At 63.4% G+C, this 15,522-nt stretch carries 21 protein-coding genes; 8 read left to right on the top strand and 13 right to left on the bottom strand.

All coding sequences use genetic code 11. From position 1 onward, the window contains the following. Positions 1 to 69: 69 nt before the first annotated feature. Positions 70 to 564: a ferritin-like domain-containing protein gene (locus tag ASC68_RS21810; RefSeq protein ID WP_055884050.1), complete on the top strand. Its 495-nt coding sequence runs from the start codon at positions 70 to 72 to the stop codon at positions 562 to 564. 38 nt (positions 565 to 602) lie between these two features. Here the strand turns inward: ASC68_RS21810 and ASC68_RS21805 are convergent, their stop codons facing one another. Then, a complete protein-coding gene (locus ASC68_RS21805) occupies positions 603 to 1,724 on the bottom strand; it encodes a PAS domain-containing sensor histidine kinase (protein WP_055884047.1) in 1,122 nt (373 codons plus the stop codon). 3 nt (positions 1,725 to 1,727) lie between these two features. Further along, positions 1,728 to 2,516, bottom strand: coding sequence for an alpha/beta hydrolase (locus tag ASC68_RS21800; protein WP_055884045.1), 789 nt, complete (start codon positions 2,514 to 2,516; stop codon positions 1,728 to 1,730). Positions 2,517 to 2,680: 164 nt separating this feature from the next. Here ASC68_RS21800 and ASC68_RS21795 point away from each other — a divergent pair, with 164 nt between their 5' ends. Next, positions 2,681 to 3,055 (top strand): response regulator, encoded by a 375-nt coding sequence (locus ASC68_RS21795; RefSeq protein WP_055884042.1) that lies wholly within the window; start codon positions 2,681 to 2,683, stop codon positions 3,053 to 3,055. On the opposite strand, the gene ASC68_RS21790 is transcribed toward ASC68_RS21795, so the two are convergent. After that, the gene (locus ASC68_RS21790) at positions 3,052 to 3,726 is read right to left on the bottom strand and encodes a hemolysin III family protein (RefSeq protein ID WP_055884038.1); all 675 of its coding nucleotides are present in this window, start codon (positions 3,724 to 3,726) and stop codon (positions 3,052 to 3,054) included. The two genes, ASC68_RS21795 and ASC68_RS21790, sit on opposite strands and share 4 nt — an antisense overlap. 149 nt (positions 3,727 to 3,875) lie before the next feature. Here ASC68_RS21790 and ASC68_RS21785 point away from each other — a divergent pair, with 149 nt between their 5' ends. Both ASC68_RS21785 and ASC68_RS21780 read left to right on the top strand, forming a co-directional pair. Then, positions 3,876 to 4,130, top strand: a complete 255-nt coding sequence (locus ASC68_RS21785; RefSeq protein WP_055884035.1) for a hypothetical protein — start codon at positions 3,876 to 3,878, stop codon at positions 4,128 to 4,130. A gap of 1 nt (position 4,131) precedes the next feature. Next, positions 4,132 to 4,872 (top strand): Crp/Fnr family transcriptional regulator, encoded by a 741-nt coding sequence (locus ASC68_RS21780; RefSeq protein ID WP_248310582.1) that lies wholly within the window; start codon positions 4,132 to 4,134, stop codon positions 4,870 to 4,872. A 30-nt stretch (positions 4,873 to 4,902) separates the two neighbouring features. Here the strand turns inward: ASC68_RS21780 and ASC68_RS28755 are convergent, their stop codons facing one another. From ASC68_RS28755 to ASC68_RS21750, 7 genes are all read right to left on the bottom strand, one after another. Then, a complete protein-coding gene (locus tag ASC68_RS28755; RefSeq protein WP_156387410.1) occupies positions 4,903 to 5,049 on the bottom strand; it encodes a hypothetical protein in 147 nt (48 codons plus the stop codon). A gap of 141 nt (positions 5,050 to 5,190) precedes the next feature. Beyond that, complete coding sequence (locus ASC68_RS21775; protein ID WP_055884033.1) at positions 5,191 to 5,556, bottom strand: hypothetical protein; 366 nt, start codon at positions 5,554 to 5,556, stop codon at positions 5,191 to 5,193. A 29-nt stretch (positions 5,557 to 5,585) separates the two neighbouring features. After that, positions 5,586 to 5,969 (bottom strand): response regulator, encoded by a 384-nt coding sequence (locus tag ASC68_RS21770; RefSeq protein ID WP_197421363.1) that lies wholly within the window; start codon positions 5,967 to 5,969, stop codon positions 5,586 to 5,588. A gap of 398 nt (positions 5,970 to 6,367) precedes the next feature. Next, positions 6,368 to 7,948: a PAS domain-containing sensor histidine kinase gene (locus tag ASC68_RS21765; RefSeq protein ID WP_055884027.1), complete on the bottom strand. Its 1,581-nt coding sequence runs from the start codon at positions 7,946 to 7,948 to the stop codon at positions 6,368 to 6,370. 651 nt (positions 7,949 to 8,599) lie between these two features. Beyond that, on the bottom strand, positions 8,600 to 9,235 hold the full coding sequence (locus ASC68_RS21760) for an SH3 domain-containing protein (protein ID WP_055884024.1): 636 nt from the start codon (positions 9,233 to 9,235) through the stop codon (positions 8,600 to 8,602). Between the two features lie 260 nt (positions 9,236 to 9,495). After that, entirely contained in the window at positions 9,496 to 9,897 is a 402-nt protein-coding gene (locus tag ASC68_RS21755; RefSeq protein ID WP_055884020.1) for a hypothetical protein, read from the bottom strand. A gap of 24 nt (positions 9,898 to 9,921) precedes the next feature. Then, positions 9,922 to 10,323, bottom strand: a complete 402-nt coding sequence (locus tag ASC68_RS21750) for a response regulator (RefSeq protein ID WP_197421361.1) — start codon at positions 10,321 to 10,323, stop codon at positions 9,922 to 9,924. A 530-nt stretch (positions 10,324 to 10,853) separates the two neighbouring features. Here ASC68_RS21750 and ASC68_RS28750 point away from each other — a divergent pair. The 3 genes from ASC68_RS28750 to ASC68_RS21740 all read left to right on the top strand — a co-directional run bounded on the left by ASC68_RS28750 (position 10,854) and on the right by ASC68_RS21740 (position 11,991). Next, positions 10,854 to 11,051: a hypothetical protein gene (locus ASC68_RS28750; RefSeq protein ID WP_156387409.1), complete on the top strand. Its 198-nt coding sequence runs from the start codon at positions 10,854 to 10,856 to the stop codon at positions 11,049 to 11,051. Between the two features lies 1 nt (position 11,052). Continuing rightward, a complete protein-coding gene (locus ASC68_RS21745) occupies positions 11,053 to 11,244 on the top strand; it encodes a hypothetical protein (RefSeq protein WP_055884015.1) in 192 nt (63 codons plus the stop codon). Positions 11,245 to 11,682: 438 nt separating this feature from the next. Further along, complete coding sequence (locus ASC68_RS21740; protein ID WP_055884012.1) at positions 11,683 to 11,991, top strand: hypothetical protein; 309 nt, start codon at positions 11,683 to 11,685, stop codon at positions 11,989 to 11,991. Between the two features lie 384 nt (positions 11,992 to 12,375). On the opposite strand, the gene ASC68_RS21730 is transcribed toward ASC68_RS21740, so the two are convergent. Beyond that, positions 12,376 to 12,636: a hypothetical protein gene (locus ASC68_RS21730; RefSeq protein ID WP_055884006.1), complete on the bottom strand. Its 261-nt coding sequence runs from the start codon at positions 12,634 to 12,636 to the stop codon at positions 12,376 to 12,378. 292 nt (positions 12,637 to 12,928) lie between these two features. Then, complete coding sequence (locus tag ASC68_RS21725; RefSeq protein ID WP_055884003.1) at positions 12,929 to 13,243, bottom strand: hypothetical protein; 315 nt, start codon at positions 13,241 to 13,243, stop codon at positions 12,929 to 12,931. 416 nt (positions 13,244 to 13,659) lie between these two features. Here ASC68_RS21725 and ASC68_RS21720 point away from each other — a divergent pair, with 416 nt between their 5' ends. After that, a complete protein-coding gene (locus tag ASC68_RS21720; protein ID WP_055883999.1) occupies positions 13,660 to 14,529 on the top strand; it encodes a Ku protein in 870 nt (289 codons plus the stop codon). Here ASC68_RS21720 and ASC68_RS21715 read toward each other — a convergent pair. Next, positions 14,526 to 15,350, bottom strand: coding sequence for a Ku protein (locus ASC68_RS21715; protein ID WP_055883996.1), 825 nt, complete (start codon positions 15,348 to 15,350; stop codon positions 14,526 to 14,528). The two genes, ASC68_RS21720 and ASC68_RS21715, sit on opposite strands and share 4 nt — an antisense overlap. Between the last annotated feature and the right edge of the window lie 172 nt (positions 15,351 to 15,522).

The following is a 15,522-nucleotide window of genomic DNA, read 5'->3' as shown; positions in this document are numbered from 1 at the left end:
GCAGTCGGGCTGCACATCTCGTCCGTTCGCACCCATCACGTTTTCACCACCACCGCTTGGAGAGCCAAAATGGCCACCGAAGAAAAGACCCTCGACGACCTGTTCCTCGATACGCTCAAGGACATCTACTATGCCGAAAAGCAGATCGTGAAAGCGCTGCCCAAGATGGCCAAGGCGGCGGTCTCGCCCGAGCTCAAGGCCGGTTTCGAGCAGCATCTGCAGGAGACCGAAGGCCATGTCGAACGGCTCGAGCAGGTGTTCGAGCTGATTGGCAAGCCGGCCCGCGGCAAGACCTGCGACGCCATTCTCGGCATTCTCGAGGAAGGCAAGTCGATCATGGAAGATTTCAAGGGCACGATGGCGCTCGATGCCGGGTTGGTCTCGGCGGCGCAGGCAGTCGAGCATTATGAGATCGCCCGCTACGGCACGCTCAAGAGCTGGGCGTCGACGCTCGGCATGAAGGATGCCGTGGCCCTGCTCGATGCAACGCTGCAGGAAGAGATCGCGACGGACAAGAAACTGTCCAAGGTGGCGATCGGCAACGCCAACCTCAAGGCGGCGTAACGCATTCGGCGGGGCTGGTGCCCGGACCAGCCCCGCCTTCAGGCCTGCGGCATGCGGAAGGTGAAGCGCGTCTCGGTTGCATCCGACGTCACGTCGATCCGCCCGCCATGCGCCTGGGCAATCTGCGAGGCGATGTAGAGCCCCAGCCCCAGGCCCTGTACCCGCGAGTTTGGGTTGGAGCGATAGAATGGCTGGAACAGCTGCGCCATCGCTTCGGGCGGGATTGGCGGGCCGGCATTGGCCACCGAAAGCTCGAGTTCGCCGGCGCGCAGCACGGCATCGACCCGTACCGGCTGATCGGCCGCCCCATGAGTGATGGCATTGGCCAACAGGTTCGAGAACATCTGCGCCAGCCGGGCGTGGTCGGCCTCAACCTCCGCGGCAGCATCGAGATGCAGCTCGATCTCGCGCTCCGGATAGCTGGTCCTCAGTTCTCCCACCACTTGCGCCAGGGTCGGCAGCAGCGGCTTCAGGCTGCGGTTGAGCTGCAGCCCGCCACCCAGCCGGCCGCGGGCAAAATCCATCACATTGTCGATCAGCCCGCTCATCCGCAGCACGCTGCCACGGATCAGTCCGATGACCCGCTGCGATTTCTCGCTCTGCGGTTCGCGCATCAACAGGTTCGTGCCGCCGTCGATGGCGGCCAGCGGGTTGCGCAGGTCGTGCCCGAGCACGGCGATGAACTGCTCGCGCAGCTCGGCCGCCTCGTGCTCGGCCAGCAGCAGGCCTTTCGACAGCCGGGTTTCGGCCTGTGCGGTCTCGGTGGCGTCGACCAGCTCGCGCTCATAGCGGCGCCGCTCGGTGGCCCGAAACACCGTCACCCGGGTGAACAGCAGTTCGCCTTCGGAATCGCGGCGCTCGGCGGCATTGGCGAGGACATGCAGCGGCGTGCCATCGGCGCGGATCAGGTCGAGCGCCACCTCGTCAAAATACCCTTGCATGCGCAGCAGCGGCGCGAAATGGGTTTCATAAAAGATCTGGCCGGCAGTGCTGAGCAGGTCGCGCAGGCGCTTGCCGACAAGCGCGTCGGGCGCGATGCCGAGCCAGCGCGACAGGGTCTGGTTGGATTTGACGATCCGCCCGTCGCGGCCGAGCGAGAGATAGCCGCACGGGGCATTCTCGTAGAGATCTTCGAGGTCTTCGGCAGCCGGCCCTGGCATCGTTCAGATGAAATCCCGGATCGCCGCAATCACTTCGGCGGGCGCGCTGAGATTGGGGCAGTGGCCAGTCGCTTGCAGGATCTTCATTTCGCTCCCGGGAATATTGTCGCGCACATAGGCGCCCACTGCCTCTGACGCGATGATATCATCGCTGCATTGCAGGATCAGCGTGCGGGCGGTCACCTTTGCGAGGTCGGCGCGGTTATCGGCGGTGAACGTGGTGCGGGCGAACTGCCGGGCGATCGCCGGATCGGTGCGGCAGAAGCTGTTGGTCAGCTCCTCCCCCAGTTCCGGGCGATCGGCATTGCCCATGATCGCGGGGGCCATTGCCGCCGACCAGCCCATATGGTTGTCGGCGAGCGAGGCCAGCAGCTCCTCGATCTGCTGGGCGGTGAAGCCGCCATGATAGCCTTCGGCATCGATGTAGCGCGGCGAGGGGCCGACCAGCACCAGGCTCTCGAACATCTCGGGCGCCTTGAGCGAGGCGAGGACGCCGATCATGGCGCTGACCGAGTGGCCGACGAACACGCCGCCCCCGACGCCGAGGGCCCGGCCGATTTCCACGAGGTCGTCGGCATAACCCTCGAGTGTGGAATACTTGCCGGCATCATAGGCCGACAGGTCGGACTTGCCGGCGCCGACATGATCGAACAGCACGGTGAGATGGTCGGCCTCGAAGGCGGGGGCCACGAAGCGCCACATGTTCTGGTCGCAACCGAACCCATGCGCAAAGATCATCGGCTTCAGGCCCGCACCGGCGGTAACGACGTGATTGCGAAAGATAACGGTCAATCGAGGCTCCGACTGGGCGCGCGGACTGGCCGCCGCAGGCTTAACGCGGCGGGAGCCGAAAGGATCACGGCCCGGCGCGAGTCATTGTGTTCACGAGTTACGTCCCGTGAAGGATCGATCGGGGCCGCTGGGAGTTGATGCTGACTTACCCTTGAGGTGATGTCGTGACACATGCTGTTTCAGTGCTGGTAGTCGAAGACGAAGCGCTGATCCGCATGGATATTGCCGATCAGCTGGAGCGCGAAGGGTTTTTCGTCTTCGAGGCCGCCAATGCCGACCAGGCTATCGTCGTGCTCAATGCCGAGCCGAGCGTGCGCATCATGTTCACCGATATCGACATGCCCGGCAGCATGGATGGCCTGAAGCTGGCCGCCGCGGTCAGGAAGCGCTTTCCACCGGTACAGATCATCGTCACCTCGGGACATCGGATGGTCGAGATCAACGAAATGCCCGATGGTAGCGTGTTCTTCGGCAAGCCCTACCAGCACGCCGCAGTGATGGCGTCGATGCGCCAGTTGCTTGCCGCGCCGCCGCGCTAAAGCCGCTGCAGCACCATGCAATCGAGCACCGCCCACAGGTGGATGCTGGCGCCCAGCACCACGAAGCAGTGCCAGATCACGTTGTGGAAATGCAGACGCTCCCACAGGTGGAAGATGATGCCGGAGCAATAGGCGACGCCCCCGGCGATGATCAGCAGCAGCGTGCTCGCGGGCAAAACGCTGGCCAGCGACTGGAAGATCAGCACACCGCTCCAGCCGATGCCCAGATAGAGCAGCAGCGCCAGCCGACCGAAATGCTGCGGCACGATCAGCTTCAGCGCAATGCCGATCAGCGCCGCGCTCCATACCGCAATCAGCATCACCGTGCCCGCAGGGGTGTCGCCGAGCAAAGCGAGGAGCGGCGTGTAAGTGCCGGCGATGAGGAGGAAGATGGCAGCCTGGTCGAAACGGGCGAGGAGCCGCTTCAGCGGCGCGACCGGCGCCAGGTTGAAAGCGAGGGAGATGCTGAGCACCAGCAGCAGCGAGGCGACATAGACGCCGAGCGCCAGGGCGCTCTCAATGCCGCTGCTGGCGACGAGAAGGCCGCCGAGCCCCAGAGCGACGAGCAGCCCGATCCCGTGGATCACCGCATCGCCGATCAGTTCCAGCCGGGAATAGGGTTTGCCGCGATGCCACCAGGTGCGATCGGGGTAGGGGGTTAAGGTGATCATTGGCACGCCTCGCTGTGACAAGCTCAACGTGCCCGGGCCCCACCTGATCCATCGTCCATTGAATCTATTGCAACGTAGGCGACGGAACGCATGCCAGCCGACCCCGTTTGTCTCGCACACCAGCCAGGTGGGCTTCACGCGAGTTTGGCATGATCTACTTCTTCGACGTACGCGACGGGGACGACCTTTCGCCTGACGACACCGGCATAGACCTCCCCGATCCTGCCGCCGCCAAGCTGCAGGCGACGCTTGCCCTGACCGAGATGGCGCGAGATGACCTGCCGTCCAATGGCGACGAGCGGAAGCTCTCCATTCACGTGCGCACCGCCGAGGGGCCACAGTTCGACGTGTCGCTCGATTACGAGTTGCAAGTGACGAGCGGCCAAACCCCAGACCAGGACTAGCATGGCCCAGATAGACCCAGACGCCTTCAACCCGTTCTTTTCCATGGTGTCGGTCAGGGACGATCTGACCGACGAAGAGCACAACGCCATTCTCGCGGCCGCCGGTGCGTCGCGGCGCTTCGCGGCGGGCAAGGATATCGTCACCCAGGGCGATCGCCCCGGCTTTAGCACGCTGGTGGTCAAGGGCATGACGGCGCGCTATTCGACCGTCGAGGACGGCGGGCGGCAGATCACCGGCCTTCATATCGCCGGGGATTTTGTCGACCTCCACTCGTTCCCGCTACAGCTAATGGACCACTCGGTCACCGCCATCACGCCATGCGAGGTGGTGACGTTTCCGCACCAGCAGCTCATGCACATCACCGAGTACTATCCGCACCTGACGCGCGTACTGTGGCTGCTGACGCTGCTCGACGGCGCCATCCACCGCCAGTGGATGGTGACCAAGGGCCGGCTCACCGCCGACGAACAGATGGCGCACCTGTTCTGCGAGCAGTTCGTACGAGCCCAGATGGCGGGCCTCGCGAACGCCCAGACCTATCCGTTTCCGCTGACCCAGGCGCAGTTCGGCGATGCCTTGGGGCTATCGATCGTCCACACCAACCGCACGCTGCAGCGGCTGCGGCGAACCGGGGCGCTCGAATGGGAAGACGGCGTGGTCGAGATCTTCGACTGGCCGCAATTGCGCGAGCTGGGCCAGTTCGACCCGACTTACCTGCATCTCGAGAAACTGCGGCGCTAGTCGAGGCCAGCGATGCCGGTGCCTCGACGTTCAGTCCTTCGCGGGCTTGGTGAGCCCGGGCTGTTCCTGTTTGGAGCCATCGGGGCGACGGCCCAGATCGTCGATATTGTCGTCCATTTGCTGGCCCGCGCCACTCTCGATTGGTTCCGGCCTCGGCTTCGGCTTGTCCTTGCTCATTTCAGGTCCTTTCGGGGAAATGCTGCAATCGAAAAAACACTCGCCGCACCCGACGGATGCGGCGACCAATTGTAAGGGCTTCCCGCTCTTGCTGGCGTTGAACCTCAGGTCTAAACGTCGGTTGCGGGGGTTCGTTCCGCCTCAGGTCGCTGAGCGTTGCCCCACTGCGGGACCCTTTCTCGCGGTTGCCTCGAGCTGGTCGATCATCCTCCGAAAGGCGGCGTCGACGTCGAGCAGACGGCTATGCTCGGGCTCGCCCTTGATCGCCGCGCGGAATTCGCTGTGCCGGCGACGGATCTCGGCGAGCAGGGCGCCGGCCTCGAGCCGCGCGAGGTCCCGATCTTCCTGCGTGCTGTAGAATGACTCGGCGAGGCCGCGGAGCCGCGCCGCCTTGCCGTTCCAGCGCTGCAGGTCCCCGATAAACGGTTTGAGCGTGCCATCGGCGCGCCTTCTCTCCAGCACGCTGGTCTGGGCGTTCCGGTGCTGCATTGTGTCGGTAGCCGGCATGGATGGTTCTCCCTCGAGAGGCCTTGAAGTCATTCGGCCTGGTAGGCGCTCGTTGCGGGAACCAGCCCCGCCACGGCGGCGAGGAGGTCCTGGTCGCTGAAGGGTTTGGGCATGACCCTGGCATCGGGAAAGTGCTCGCACACCTCCTCGACGCTGGCGGCGGTACAGAAGACGAAGGGGATGCCCTCTTGCCTGAGCCTTGCCACCAGGCCCTCCGGCTCGGCGTGCTGCAGGCGGAAATCGATCACCGCCAGGTGAATCCGCTGCTCCGCCAGAAGCGCGAACGCCTCGTCGATATCGGTGGCAATGGTCACCCGGTAGCCCGCACCAAGCAGCGGCGCCTCGATGACCGAGGCGATGAGATAGTTGGTCTCGACGACCATGGCCGTCAGGCCGGGTAATTGGTGTGTCATGTATGCGCCATACGCAGGAGGACCCATCCACCCGGTGGTGGATCGGCAGGCTCGATGCGCTTCGCCAGGACGCCCGGTTGCAGCAAAACTAGTGGTGCCCTGAGGGCACCGGCTCGACCGGTCAATGGACCCTAGGGCCATCGGCGTCCCGGCGCATTAAGAAAAGACATGTCGTCGGAACTTGCCTCGCACAGGTGGGTTACCTTCGCACCTCAGAGGATCACCCGTGGCAAAGCTTCCCAAGCGCTCGCCCAAAAAACCCGCTGCGAAACCCGAAGGGCAAGCCTCGCCCGACATCAGCGATCTCAGCAAGCCTGCCAAGGCTCGACCGACCGACTGGCCGCCGGCGGCCCGGCCCAAGGGTTAGGCGCATGTTGTCGGCCGCATACCAGCGCGGTTCAGGTAGCGAGAACGCTTGGCTCGGCGGTCACTGCCACCGCCGGCCTGGCGAGGGCGGCTGCGCCTAATGTGCTGGCGATAGCCGCAGCGAGATCCTGCTGACTGAACGGCTTGGAAAGCCGAGGCAGGTCGCGCGCCGCGCTGTCGCTGAGTTCGGCATAGCCGGTGGCAACAAGGATGGGGATATGCGGCCAGGCGGCCTGCACCTTCTGGGCCAATTCCGCGCCGGTCATTTTCGGCATGCCCTGGTCGGTGATCAGCAGGTCCACCGTTTGCCGCTCCAGCGCCTCGAGGGCCTCGCGGCCCGAATGAGCCTCCACCACCTCATGGCCAAGCTCCTGCAGCATTGCCATGGTGTTCATCAGTACCAGCGCATCGTCATCTACTGCGAGGACGCGCAGGACCTGCCGACCATCCATGGGGCGGGAGGCCGGAGGGGCGACCGCAGTGTCGGCCTCGGCCTCCGTCACCGGCAGCCAGATCGAGGCGGTGGTGCCGCTACCAGGCTCGCTCTGCAGTTCGAGATAACCACCCGATTGCTGGGCGAGGCCATGCACCATCGAAAGCCCGAGGCCGGTCCCTTTGCCGATCCCCTTGGTGGTAAAGAACGGTTCGGTCGCCTTGGCGAGGGTATCGGCATCCATCCCCTCGCCCTCGTCGGCCACGCTGAAGACGACGTAATTTCCCGGGCGGTCACTTGCCTTGTGGCGGGCGGTGATGCGCACTGTGCCGCCGTCGGGCATGGCATCGCGCGCGTTCACCACCAGATTGAGGATCGCCGCCTCCAGCTGCGAGATATCGGTGCGTACTGCCGGCAGGTTCTCGGGAACCTCGGTGCGGATCAGGATGGCCGGCCCCAGCGAGCGCTCCAGCAGGTCGCTCATGCCCTCGACTGTTGTCTTGAGGTTGACCGCCCCCATCTTGAGTTCCTGCCGGCGGGCAAAGGCCAGCATGCGCTGGGTCAGCACGGCGCCGCGGCGCGCCCCCTTCAGGGCGTTGTCGATGAACGGGCTTATGTTGGGGTCGGCATTCATCCGGCGCTGGACGATTTCGAGGCTGCCGATGATCGCCATCAGCAGGTTGTTGAAATCGTGCGCCACGCCGCCGGTCAGCTGGCCGATCGACTCGATCTTCTGCGATTGGAACAGCGCCTCGCGGGCGCGTTCGAGTTCCTGCTGGGCCTGGTGGCGTTCGGTCAGGTCGCGGGTGATCTTGGCAAAGCCGACAAGGTTGCCGTCGGGATCGAGGATGCGGTCGATGACGACATGCGCCCAGAACTGGCTGCCATCCTTGCGGACACGCCATCCCTCATCTTCGAAGCGGCCCACTTCCGCAGCGCGGCGCAGGTTGATCTCCGGCCGGCCGACGGCCCGATCCGTGTCGGTGTAGAAGATTTCGAAGTTCCTGCCGATGATTTCGCTGGGCCGATAGCCCTTGAAGCGTTGCGCCCCGGCGTTCCAGTTGGCCACGATCCCGGTGGGGTCGAGCATGTAAATCGCATAGTCGCTGATCGCCTCGACCAGCAGGCGATAGCGCCCATCGTCGGTGAGTGATGCATCGAAATTGTGAGAATTGTTCATCCAGCCCGCCCGCCGACAACAATGTCGGTCGGTAGGAACTTACGGCGAGGGCTTTGGTTGCCCACCAATGAAAGGGACCCCGACCTTTGCGGGCCGAGATCCCTTTGGTGCACAACGATAGGGGCGTATCGCCGTGGCATGATGAATCCAGGGGGATGGGCTCATCGTCCGCGTGGTGCGGATAAGCGGATAATGCCGTGGGCAAGCGTCGGTTCCCTGCGCGGCGAAAACTCTTCGATTGGAGCCTCACGCACCAGCATGAGCCGCCTGGTTTATGACAGGTAGCGGCGAAGCGGCAGCGTGCATAGGTGGGGGGCGGCGGGACAGCAGCGTCGATAGCCGTGCTTCGGCCATCCACCAACTCTGCTGCCGTCGGGCATAGGCAGCCGCTGCTGTCGCATGTCTCGACCGAAAGGTCCTCTCGCGCTGGCGCCACAGGTTGACCTCCCGCAGCGCCACCAGCACGCCGGACTTGCCATTCGGCTTAACCCAGATCGGCGGAAGCTGCGTGACCATGGAGGTGCCTCACTGATGGAATGGAGCGACCCGGCGTGCATCCTGACATGCAGCAATGCCCGCCGGATCTTGGCTCCCGGAAGGGGTCCCGGGAGTTTTAGGGATAGCGGCCGCTAGCGACGCCAACCATTGCAGTTAGTTCAGGCGGTCGAGATAGCGGCAGGTTCGGATCGTCTCGCGCTCCGAGCCGTACTCGAAGATGGCCCGGCGGTCGTTCGGGCCGTCGTTTCGCTCGGCAACGCGGCGTGACAGGATCTGGGCGCGCTGCACATCGGCATCGCGGCCGGCAGCCACGTCGTCGCGGCTGAAGAAGGTGACAAGGCAGACCACGTCACCACGATCGCGGCCGGGGCGACCCATCATCAAGCCGTCGCGGAAGCCAAACAGGCCGTTGCCAAAGCCAAACCCGAACCGCACGTTGACGTCGGGCGCGCGGCCGATGAGCCGCGGATAGCCGTCGTCATCGTCGAAGTTTCTGGCAACCTCTACACCGCCATCGGCTGCATTGTAGTAGTCGTCGGCGTTGCCGTTGTCGGCGAGCAGCTTGGCCGAGACCCAGCCATCCGGGCCTGAATGGTCGACCCGGCACCAGCCATTCGCTGCGCACTCGGTCACCGTGACGCTTTCGCCCGCCGCGAGCGTGTCGACGACGCCGAACGAAGCTCCGGGCCCCGAACGGACATTGGCGCCACTGACGGCCTCAGCCGCCATGGCGCCGGTCGACAGCAGCCCGATGAGGAGGGCCGAGCCGAAGAGTGGAGGAAGTTTCATCACAGCGCATCCTTCTTCAATGAGGTCTTGTCCGCCGCGACGACTCAACTTCGAAGCAAGCCGGCAGTTCCGCCTGGCAAGGGCTTATTCGGCGTGCTCGCCTGGGTGGCCGCGGGGCTCGTTCGCAGCGGCATTCGGATGGGTTCCATCACCGGTTCGCTACCGCCAGCCCAGCAGCAGAGCGACAGGAGTCACGACCGCCGCCAGCACCAGAATCCAGAACAACAGCGTCATCATGGCGTCGGCGACGCGGACCGGCTTCAGTTTTGCTCATCCTGCTGATGGACACCCCATGTCGCCGCTTGCGTGGGTGGAGGCCCGGACAGGCCGCGGGCCGATACGATCTGCAACTGGTCGATCAGCCGCCGAAACGCCGCATCGGCATCGTCGAGCCGGCTGTGCGGGGGCTCGCCCTTGATCGCGGCATGCAGTTCGGTATGGCGCCGCCGGATCTCGGCGAGCAGCGCGCCGCTTTCGAGGCGAGCCAGAGCCCGGTCCTCTTCACTGCTGTAGAACGAGTCCACCAGGGCGCGGAGGCGCGCTGCCTTGGCGTTCCAGCCTTGCAGGGCGCCGATGAACGGCCTCAGCGTGTCGTTGGCCCGCCGCTGCTCCAGCACGCTGATCTGGGCGTTGCGTTGGCGCGTCGTGTCGTAGCTTTGCATGGTGGATCTCCATCGATTTGAAGCTCAGGGGCCTACATACGAGCCGCGGTCGGACACCAGGGCGGCGACCGCCGTGAGCAGCTCCTGATCGCTGAAGGGCTTCAGCATCACCCGCGCGTTGGGGAAGTGCTCGAACACCTCCTCGACACTCGCCGCGGTGCAGAAAATGAAGGGGATGCCCCGTTGTCGCAGCCGGGCAACCAGTCCTTCCGGCTCGCCGTGCTGCAGGCGGAAGTCGATCAGTGCCAGACCGATGTCGCGGGTATCGAGCAGCGCGAACGCTTCGTCAGGGTCGGCGGCAATCGCCACCTGGTAGCCGGCGCTGAGCAGCGGGGCCTCAATCACCGAGGCAATCAGGTAGTTCGTCTCCACGACGAGCGCCGTGGAAGGGGTCGAGTGAGGGATCATGTCACTTTGTAAACGCATGAGGACCATCCACCCGATGATGGAACGGCAGGCTCGACGCGCTTTGCCAGAACGCCCGGAAGCAGCGAGATCAAAGGTACCGGTGAGGCGCCTGCTCGTCCGGCTTGCAAGTATCCTAGCCGGGTCATCGAGGCCGGACATTTACAAATGACATATCGGCGATACCGGAGAGAACGGGGCGGTGGTTTTGATTGCCCCGAGCGGTCAAGCGAAGGGCCGGCATTGTGGAGCCATCGGTGCGGGCCGAGATTGAGACAAAGGCCGGGGGGACGTCGCCTGACCCCTAGCCGACTGAGCGCCGGACCCCACTGCGCCTCCCATTCGGGATCCGTCCCTTCATGGCTGGATGTCGTTAGGTTCGATCACCTGCGAAGCTAATGCCGTGTCCCGGGCAGCCACGCGTTGGGATTATTTCGGCTGAGCAGAATATTACTGCCGTCGTGGGAGAATTGCTGGTGGCACGACCGTTAGTTTGGGAACTGAGGGGGCCTGGACAGGTTGACTTCGCTCATTAAGTGCGAGGCGTGTTCATGTCGAAATTTTCTCACAAGCCACCAGCCCCCAGCGTGCGCTTTACGCTCGGCGGCGCCCTTGCGTGGGCCAAGGCCCAACCGAAAACTCAACCACCGTCGCAGCAGCAAGTAGCGATGGAACTGATTGCCAAGCTCGACCTGCCCGAGCCGCTCAAGGTGCGCCTGCGAGAACTCCACAGCATTGAGGATAACTGAGATGGCGATCATGCTGCAGTTCACCCGCCATACCAAAGCCGAGACGGTGGTGGCGAAATCCGTCGCCGTCGTGAAGGCAGCGCTGCCTGCCGGCAGCGGCATCAGCCGCGATGAACTGTTGGACCTCCTGCTCGAAATCCTCGATGGACCCGAGGCTCTGGAAGTCTACAACCGGGTGATGCAAACCTATTGACGAGCAGCAATTGGCCGGCCCCGGCCCGTAGTGTCGCGAACGAAGTTCGTGTGGTGAATCTAGACCAGTGGACCACGGAGCGATCGGCAAGCGGATCTTCTTCTATGTTCATTCCTTACTTGGTGCGCCGGCTGGAACAGCGAGCCGCGCGCATCAATGCAGTCTGTGTGCCCAACCTCATGGACGTAGAAGTGCCGGTGGCGTTTGCGGCGGACCCACCGGCACCTGAGCGTCATCGGCCAAGGCTAGGCGCAGCGGTTTGCCCGATGACACCCATTCCGCTAGTGGCGAGCCGACAGGCATCCTGTATGCAGCGATGCCCGTCGAATGTGGCTCCCGGACCAAGGGGCCGGAAGCGGTCGACTGTGCCCGATACTTGAGCGCGCGCCTGCCGCGCTACGATGGTCCGAAGCGGCTCTGAGGGATGCCACTGCCAATATGTGGGTAAAGGTCGGCGCCGGCGGCGCGGCCAGCGGACCTGGCGTTTTGGGGACCCGCAACGCCACCGGCACCGATCTGGCGATATTCAGATCTTCGGCCCGCATGTCAGGCAGGCGGAAGATAGTCTTCACCGACGTGGCCGCCGCAACCTTCGAGGCCGTATCTGCTGCGAAACCGATCCCGATGACCGTCATCGTTCCGGAGATGGCGACGACTGATGGGAAAGTACCCGCGGAAATCAATGCGCTTGCCATTTTGCACCTCTTGGGAGGTGTCGGCGCCACCCCAATGGGCGGCACACCATAGGGGGCGCCGACTGGTCTTGTTTCCTGCACCGTGACGCGGCCTATCGGTGCAGTCTGCCGACACTACCAGACACTGTCTGACGTCCGACTGAGTGCGAGCGTCAGCGAAATTGCAGTTCCCGCAGCCTCGGACGGGAACCGCCGCACAAGCGCGCGGTTTATGACGCGGAATGGGGAGGTGGGAGTGGTCGCTGCCTATCAGTTGCTGGTCCATGTCGCTGTCGCGACACTACTGCTGGCTCTCGCCATTTATGCACCGCTACTGTTCAAGAAGGGACTGCCCCGGTGGGCAGAAATTGGCGCTGTGGCTATAGGCGCAACCCTGGCGGGCGGGGTGATCTATGCCCTGTTGACCGGGCACTGGCCCTTGAGAGGCTGATCTTGTTCAGGCGACAAGTGAGGGATCGGCCAGTGCCGGTCCCGCCGATGTATCGAAGGCCAGCCGAACTGAGAAGGCTGCGTCGTTGCCGTGCCTCACCCGGATGATGAGTTCTTTCGACGGGCCATCGGACGGCAGCAATTCACGGGCAAGCTCGGTCAGTGCCAGCACCGCCTGGTGACGGGCCCTTCGGTCGCTAGCGCATTCCACGCCAACGTCGTCTCGGGCCCAGCCCGCGCCATCGAAAATGTCGAAGTAATACCGCATGATAGCCTCCACCAGTCACGGAATACGTGGCACGAGAAGCTTGGTTGCAATCATGCCCTCCGCGTTTGAACACGAACTGTTGCAGCTAAGGAAAAGGGCGTATGGTGCAGCTCGATGCATGGGCCATGGCAGACGGCGGATGATCCGGCCTGGGGAGGAGCATCGTGCTTAGGGGGCGGTACGGCATTGGATGGATGATCGTCGCGTGGCTTGTGACCGTCGCGCTCATCGCAGCCGGTATCTATCTGGTCGGCAACCTTACCCACCTGTTTGGCGGCTAAGGTCCAGTCCCTCAGCCCCGTATCAGATTATCGAGGGCCGCAAGATAGTCGACGACAGCAGGCATTTCACGGATGTCATCCATCTCAAGAATGAACGCCTGACGGGTCATCTCCATCTCTCTTCGCAAAGCGGCCAGCTGCATTTCGCCGGCAGCCAGTGCGTCCGCCGTTTGATGGCGAGAGTTGTGCATGGCGCGCAACTGCAGCGACTTGCTCCGCCAGCGCTTCAGGTCAGGCAGGTAAGGTGCAACCCTCTCCCTTGCCAGCTTCCGCTGAGTGATCAGCGGACTCATGACGCGCGAGGGTGACGAGTTTTCTTCGTACATTTTGAGGCTCCCGTTGCAGCCTCAAACTTCCGTAGGGTCAGCAGGTTCCGTCGTTGTCGAGGGCCGACAGCGTCGGAACCAAATCGCACTCCTGAGGTTGGAATCTGGCCTGAGGTTGCCCCTCCCTGGCCTCGGGCCCTGTGTGCCGCCGGGCCCCGCTGTCCCTCCCAGCCGGGTCCGGCTTACACAGCCAAAGCCAGGCCATAAGTCAGGCCTCACCAAGCTGGACTTACCGCCGGCGCTGCGGGCACCCTCAAGGATCCCTCCCGCGCCTATAGCCCCAGCTGTCCATCGGTCGGCAGGGATAGAGAAGGGCGGGGTGAGGGTGTGCGCCACACCGCCGGCCCTTCCCAGCTCCGGAGAGGGAACAGGCTCGCTCTCCAACCGTTGTGAGGTCTCAACGGAGGTCGCGCAAATTGGCAGCTCGAGCAATCTGGAAGGGTGTCATAAAGATCGCGGAGATCGTGTGCCCCGTGTCGATGTACGCAGCCGCGTCGCAGTCGGAGCGCATCTCGCTCCACATGGTCAATCGGAGCACCGGAAACCGCCTCAAGCGGCTCTATGTCGATGAGAAAACGGACAAGCCGGTCGAGCACGAGGACCAGGTGAAGGGCTACGAGACCAGCGATGGCCAATACGTGGTGCTCGAGCCCGAGGAGATCGCAGCCGCGGTGCCGAACAGTGACAAGGCTCTCACGGTCGACCAATTCATTGCCTGCAACAAAATCGAGCCCACCTACTTTGACAAACCCTATTACCTGCTGCCGACCACCGACATTGGGAACGAAACCTTCGTCCTGATCCGCGAGGCGTTGCGAGAGCGAAAGGCGGCTGCAATCGCGCACGCCGTGTTGTTCCGGCGGCTGAGGCCGGTTCTGATCCGTGCACACCACGACGGGTTGATCGCAACTACGCTGAACTTCGACTACGAGGTCCGTTCCGCGTCCGACGCCTTCAAAGGGATCAAGAAGAGCAAGATCGAGCCGGAAATGCTCGATCTGGCCAAGCATATTCTGAAGACGAAGGCCGGCGAGTTCGACCCGAGCAAGTTCGACGATCGCTATGAGGAGGCTCTGGCCGATCTGGTGCAGGCCAAGATCAACGGCAAGAAGATTGTGCCACTTCGTCCTCCCAAGCCAACGAAGAAGAACGACCTGCTTGAGGCGCTACGGCTCAGCGCCGGCGCCAAGGGCGAGTCGGCGCCGCGTCGTTCTGCCAGCAAGTCGAAAACGAACAAGGCTGCGCCAGCTAAGAAAACTGCTCCCGCACAGCGAAAGGCGGGTTAGCGCCCGCCTTTGGCTTGCTGACCGGGCCTGTTCTCCAGGCTCTTCTTCAAAGCCGCCATGAGATTGATGACATTGGTGGGAGCTTCGGGCTCGGCCTCGGCCTCGGCCTTTGCAGGCTTCGATTTCCGCTTAGGCGACTCCTTGGCCTTGATGATCTCTTTGAGCTTGGCCTGCACGGGGTCTTTGACCATGTCCTTGTTCCAGGCGGCTGTGCGCTCCTCGATGATCTTCTCGACCATGCTGAGCATTTCCTTGTCGGGCTTTGCCTCGTCGACCTTCTCGAAATACTCGTCTTCATCCCGCACTTCGTCGCCGAAGCGGAGCGTCCAGAGCAATATGCCGGTATCCCAGGGCTGCAGCATCACTGCGCGCTCGCGATTGCCGAGGACGAGGCGAGAGATACCCACCACGTTCTGTTCGGCCATCGCCTCGCGAATGACGGAAAAAGCCTCTTCACCGACCTCGTCGGCCGGCACCACGAAATAGGGCGTGTCGAAATAGGTCCACTCCACGGTATCGGCCTCGACAAATTCGTCGATGTCGATGGTGCGGACGCTGTCGAGTTTCACGGCGTCGAGTTCCTCATCTTCAAGGATGACGAACTCGTCTTCGGCCTTCTCGTACGCCTTCACCTGGTGATCGTCATCCACCGTCCGCCCGGTCTCGGCGTCGACGTACCGGGTGTAGATCCGGTCACCGGTGGTGCGGTTGAGAGTGTGGAAGCGAACGCGGTTGCCCTCTGTGGTCGCCGGCGAGAGCGTCACTGCGCACGTCACCAACGACAGCTTCAGGTAGCCTTTCCAGTATGGTCGAACTGCCACGATCACCTCCGTCGAATAACGAGGGCAACGCCTTATGCGCACGGTTGTTCCGATGGGAGCGGTCGTAGAGCCTCACGACTTCCGAAACACGTTAGGGCAGCGACGGGTGAGCAGGAGAGCCCGACGACTCTTCTTGTCGTAGCGGGTCGCAAGCTGGGGGACCAAGGGCACT

The organism is Devosia sp. Root105 (genome assembly GCF_001424865.1).
GTDB lineage: Bacteria > Pseudomonadota > Alphaproteobacteria > Rhizobiales > Devosiaceae > Devosia_A.
Note: the sequence above shows the minus strand (reverse complement) of the source record. Positions and strands in the feature narration are given on the sequence as shown.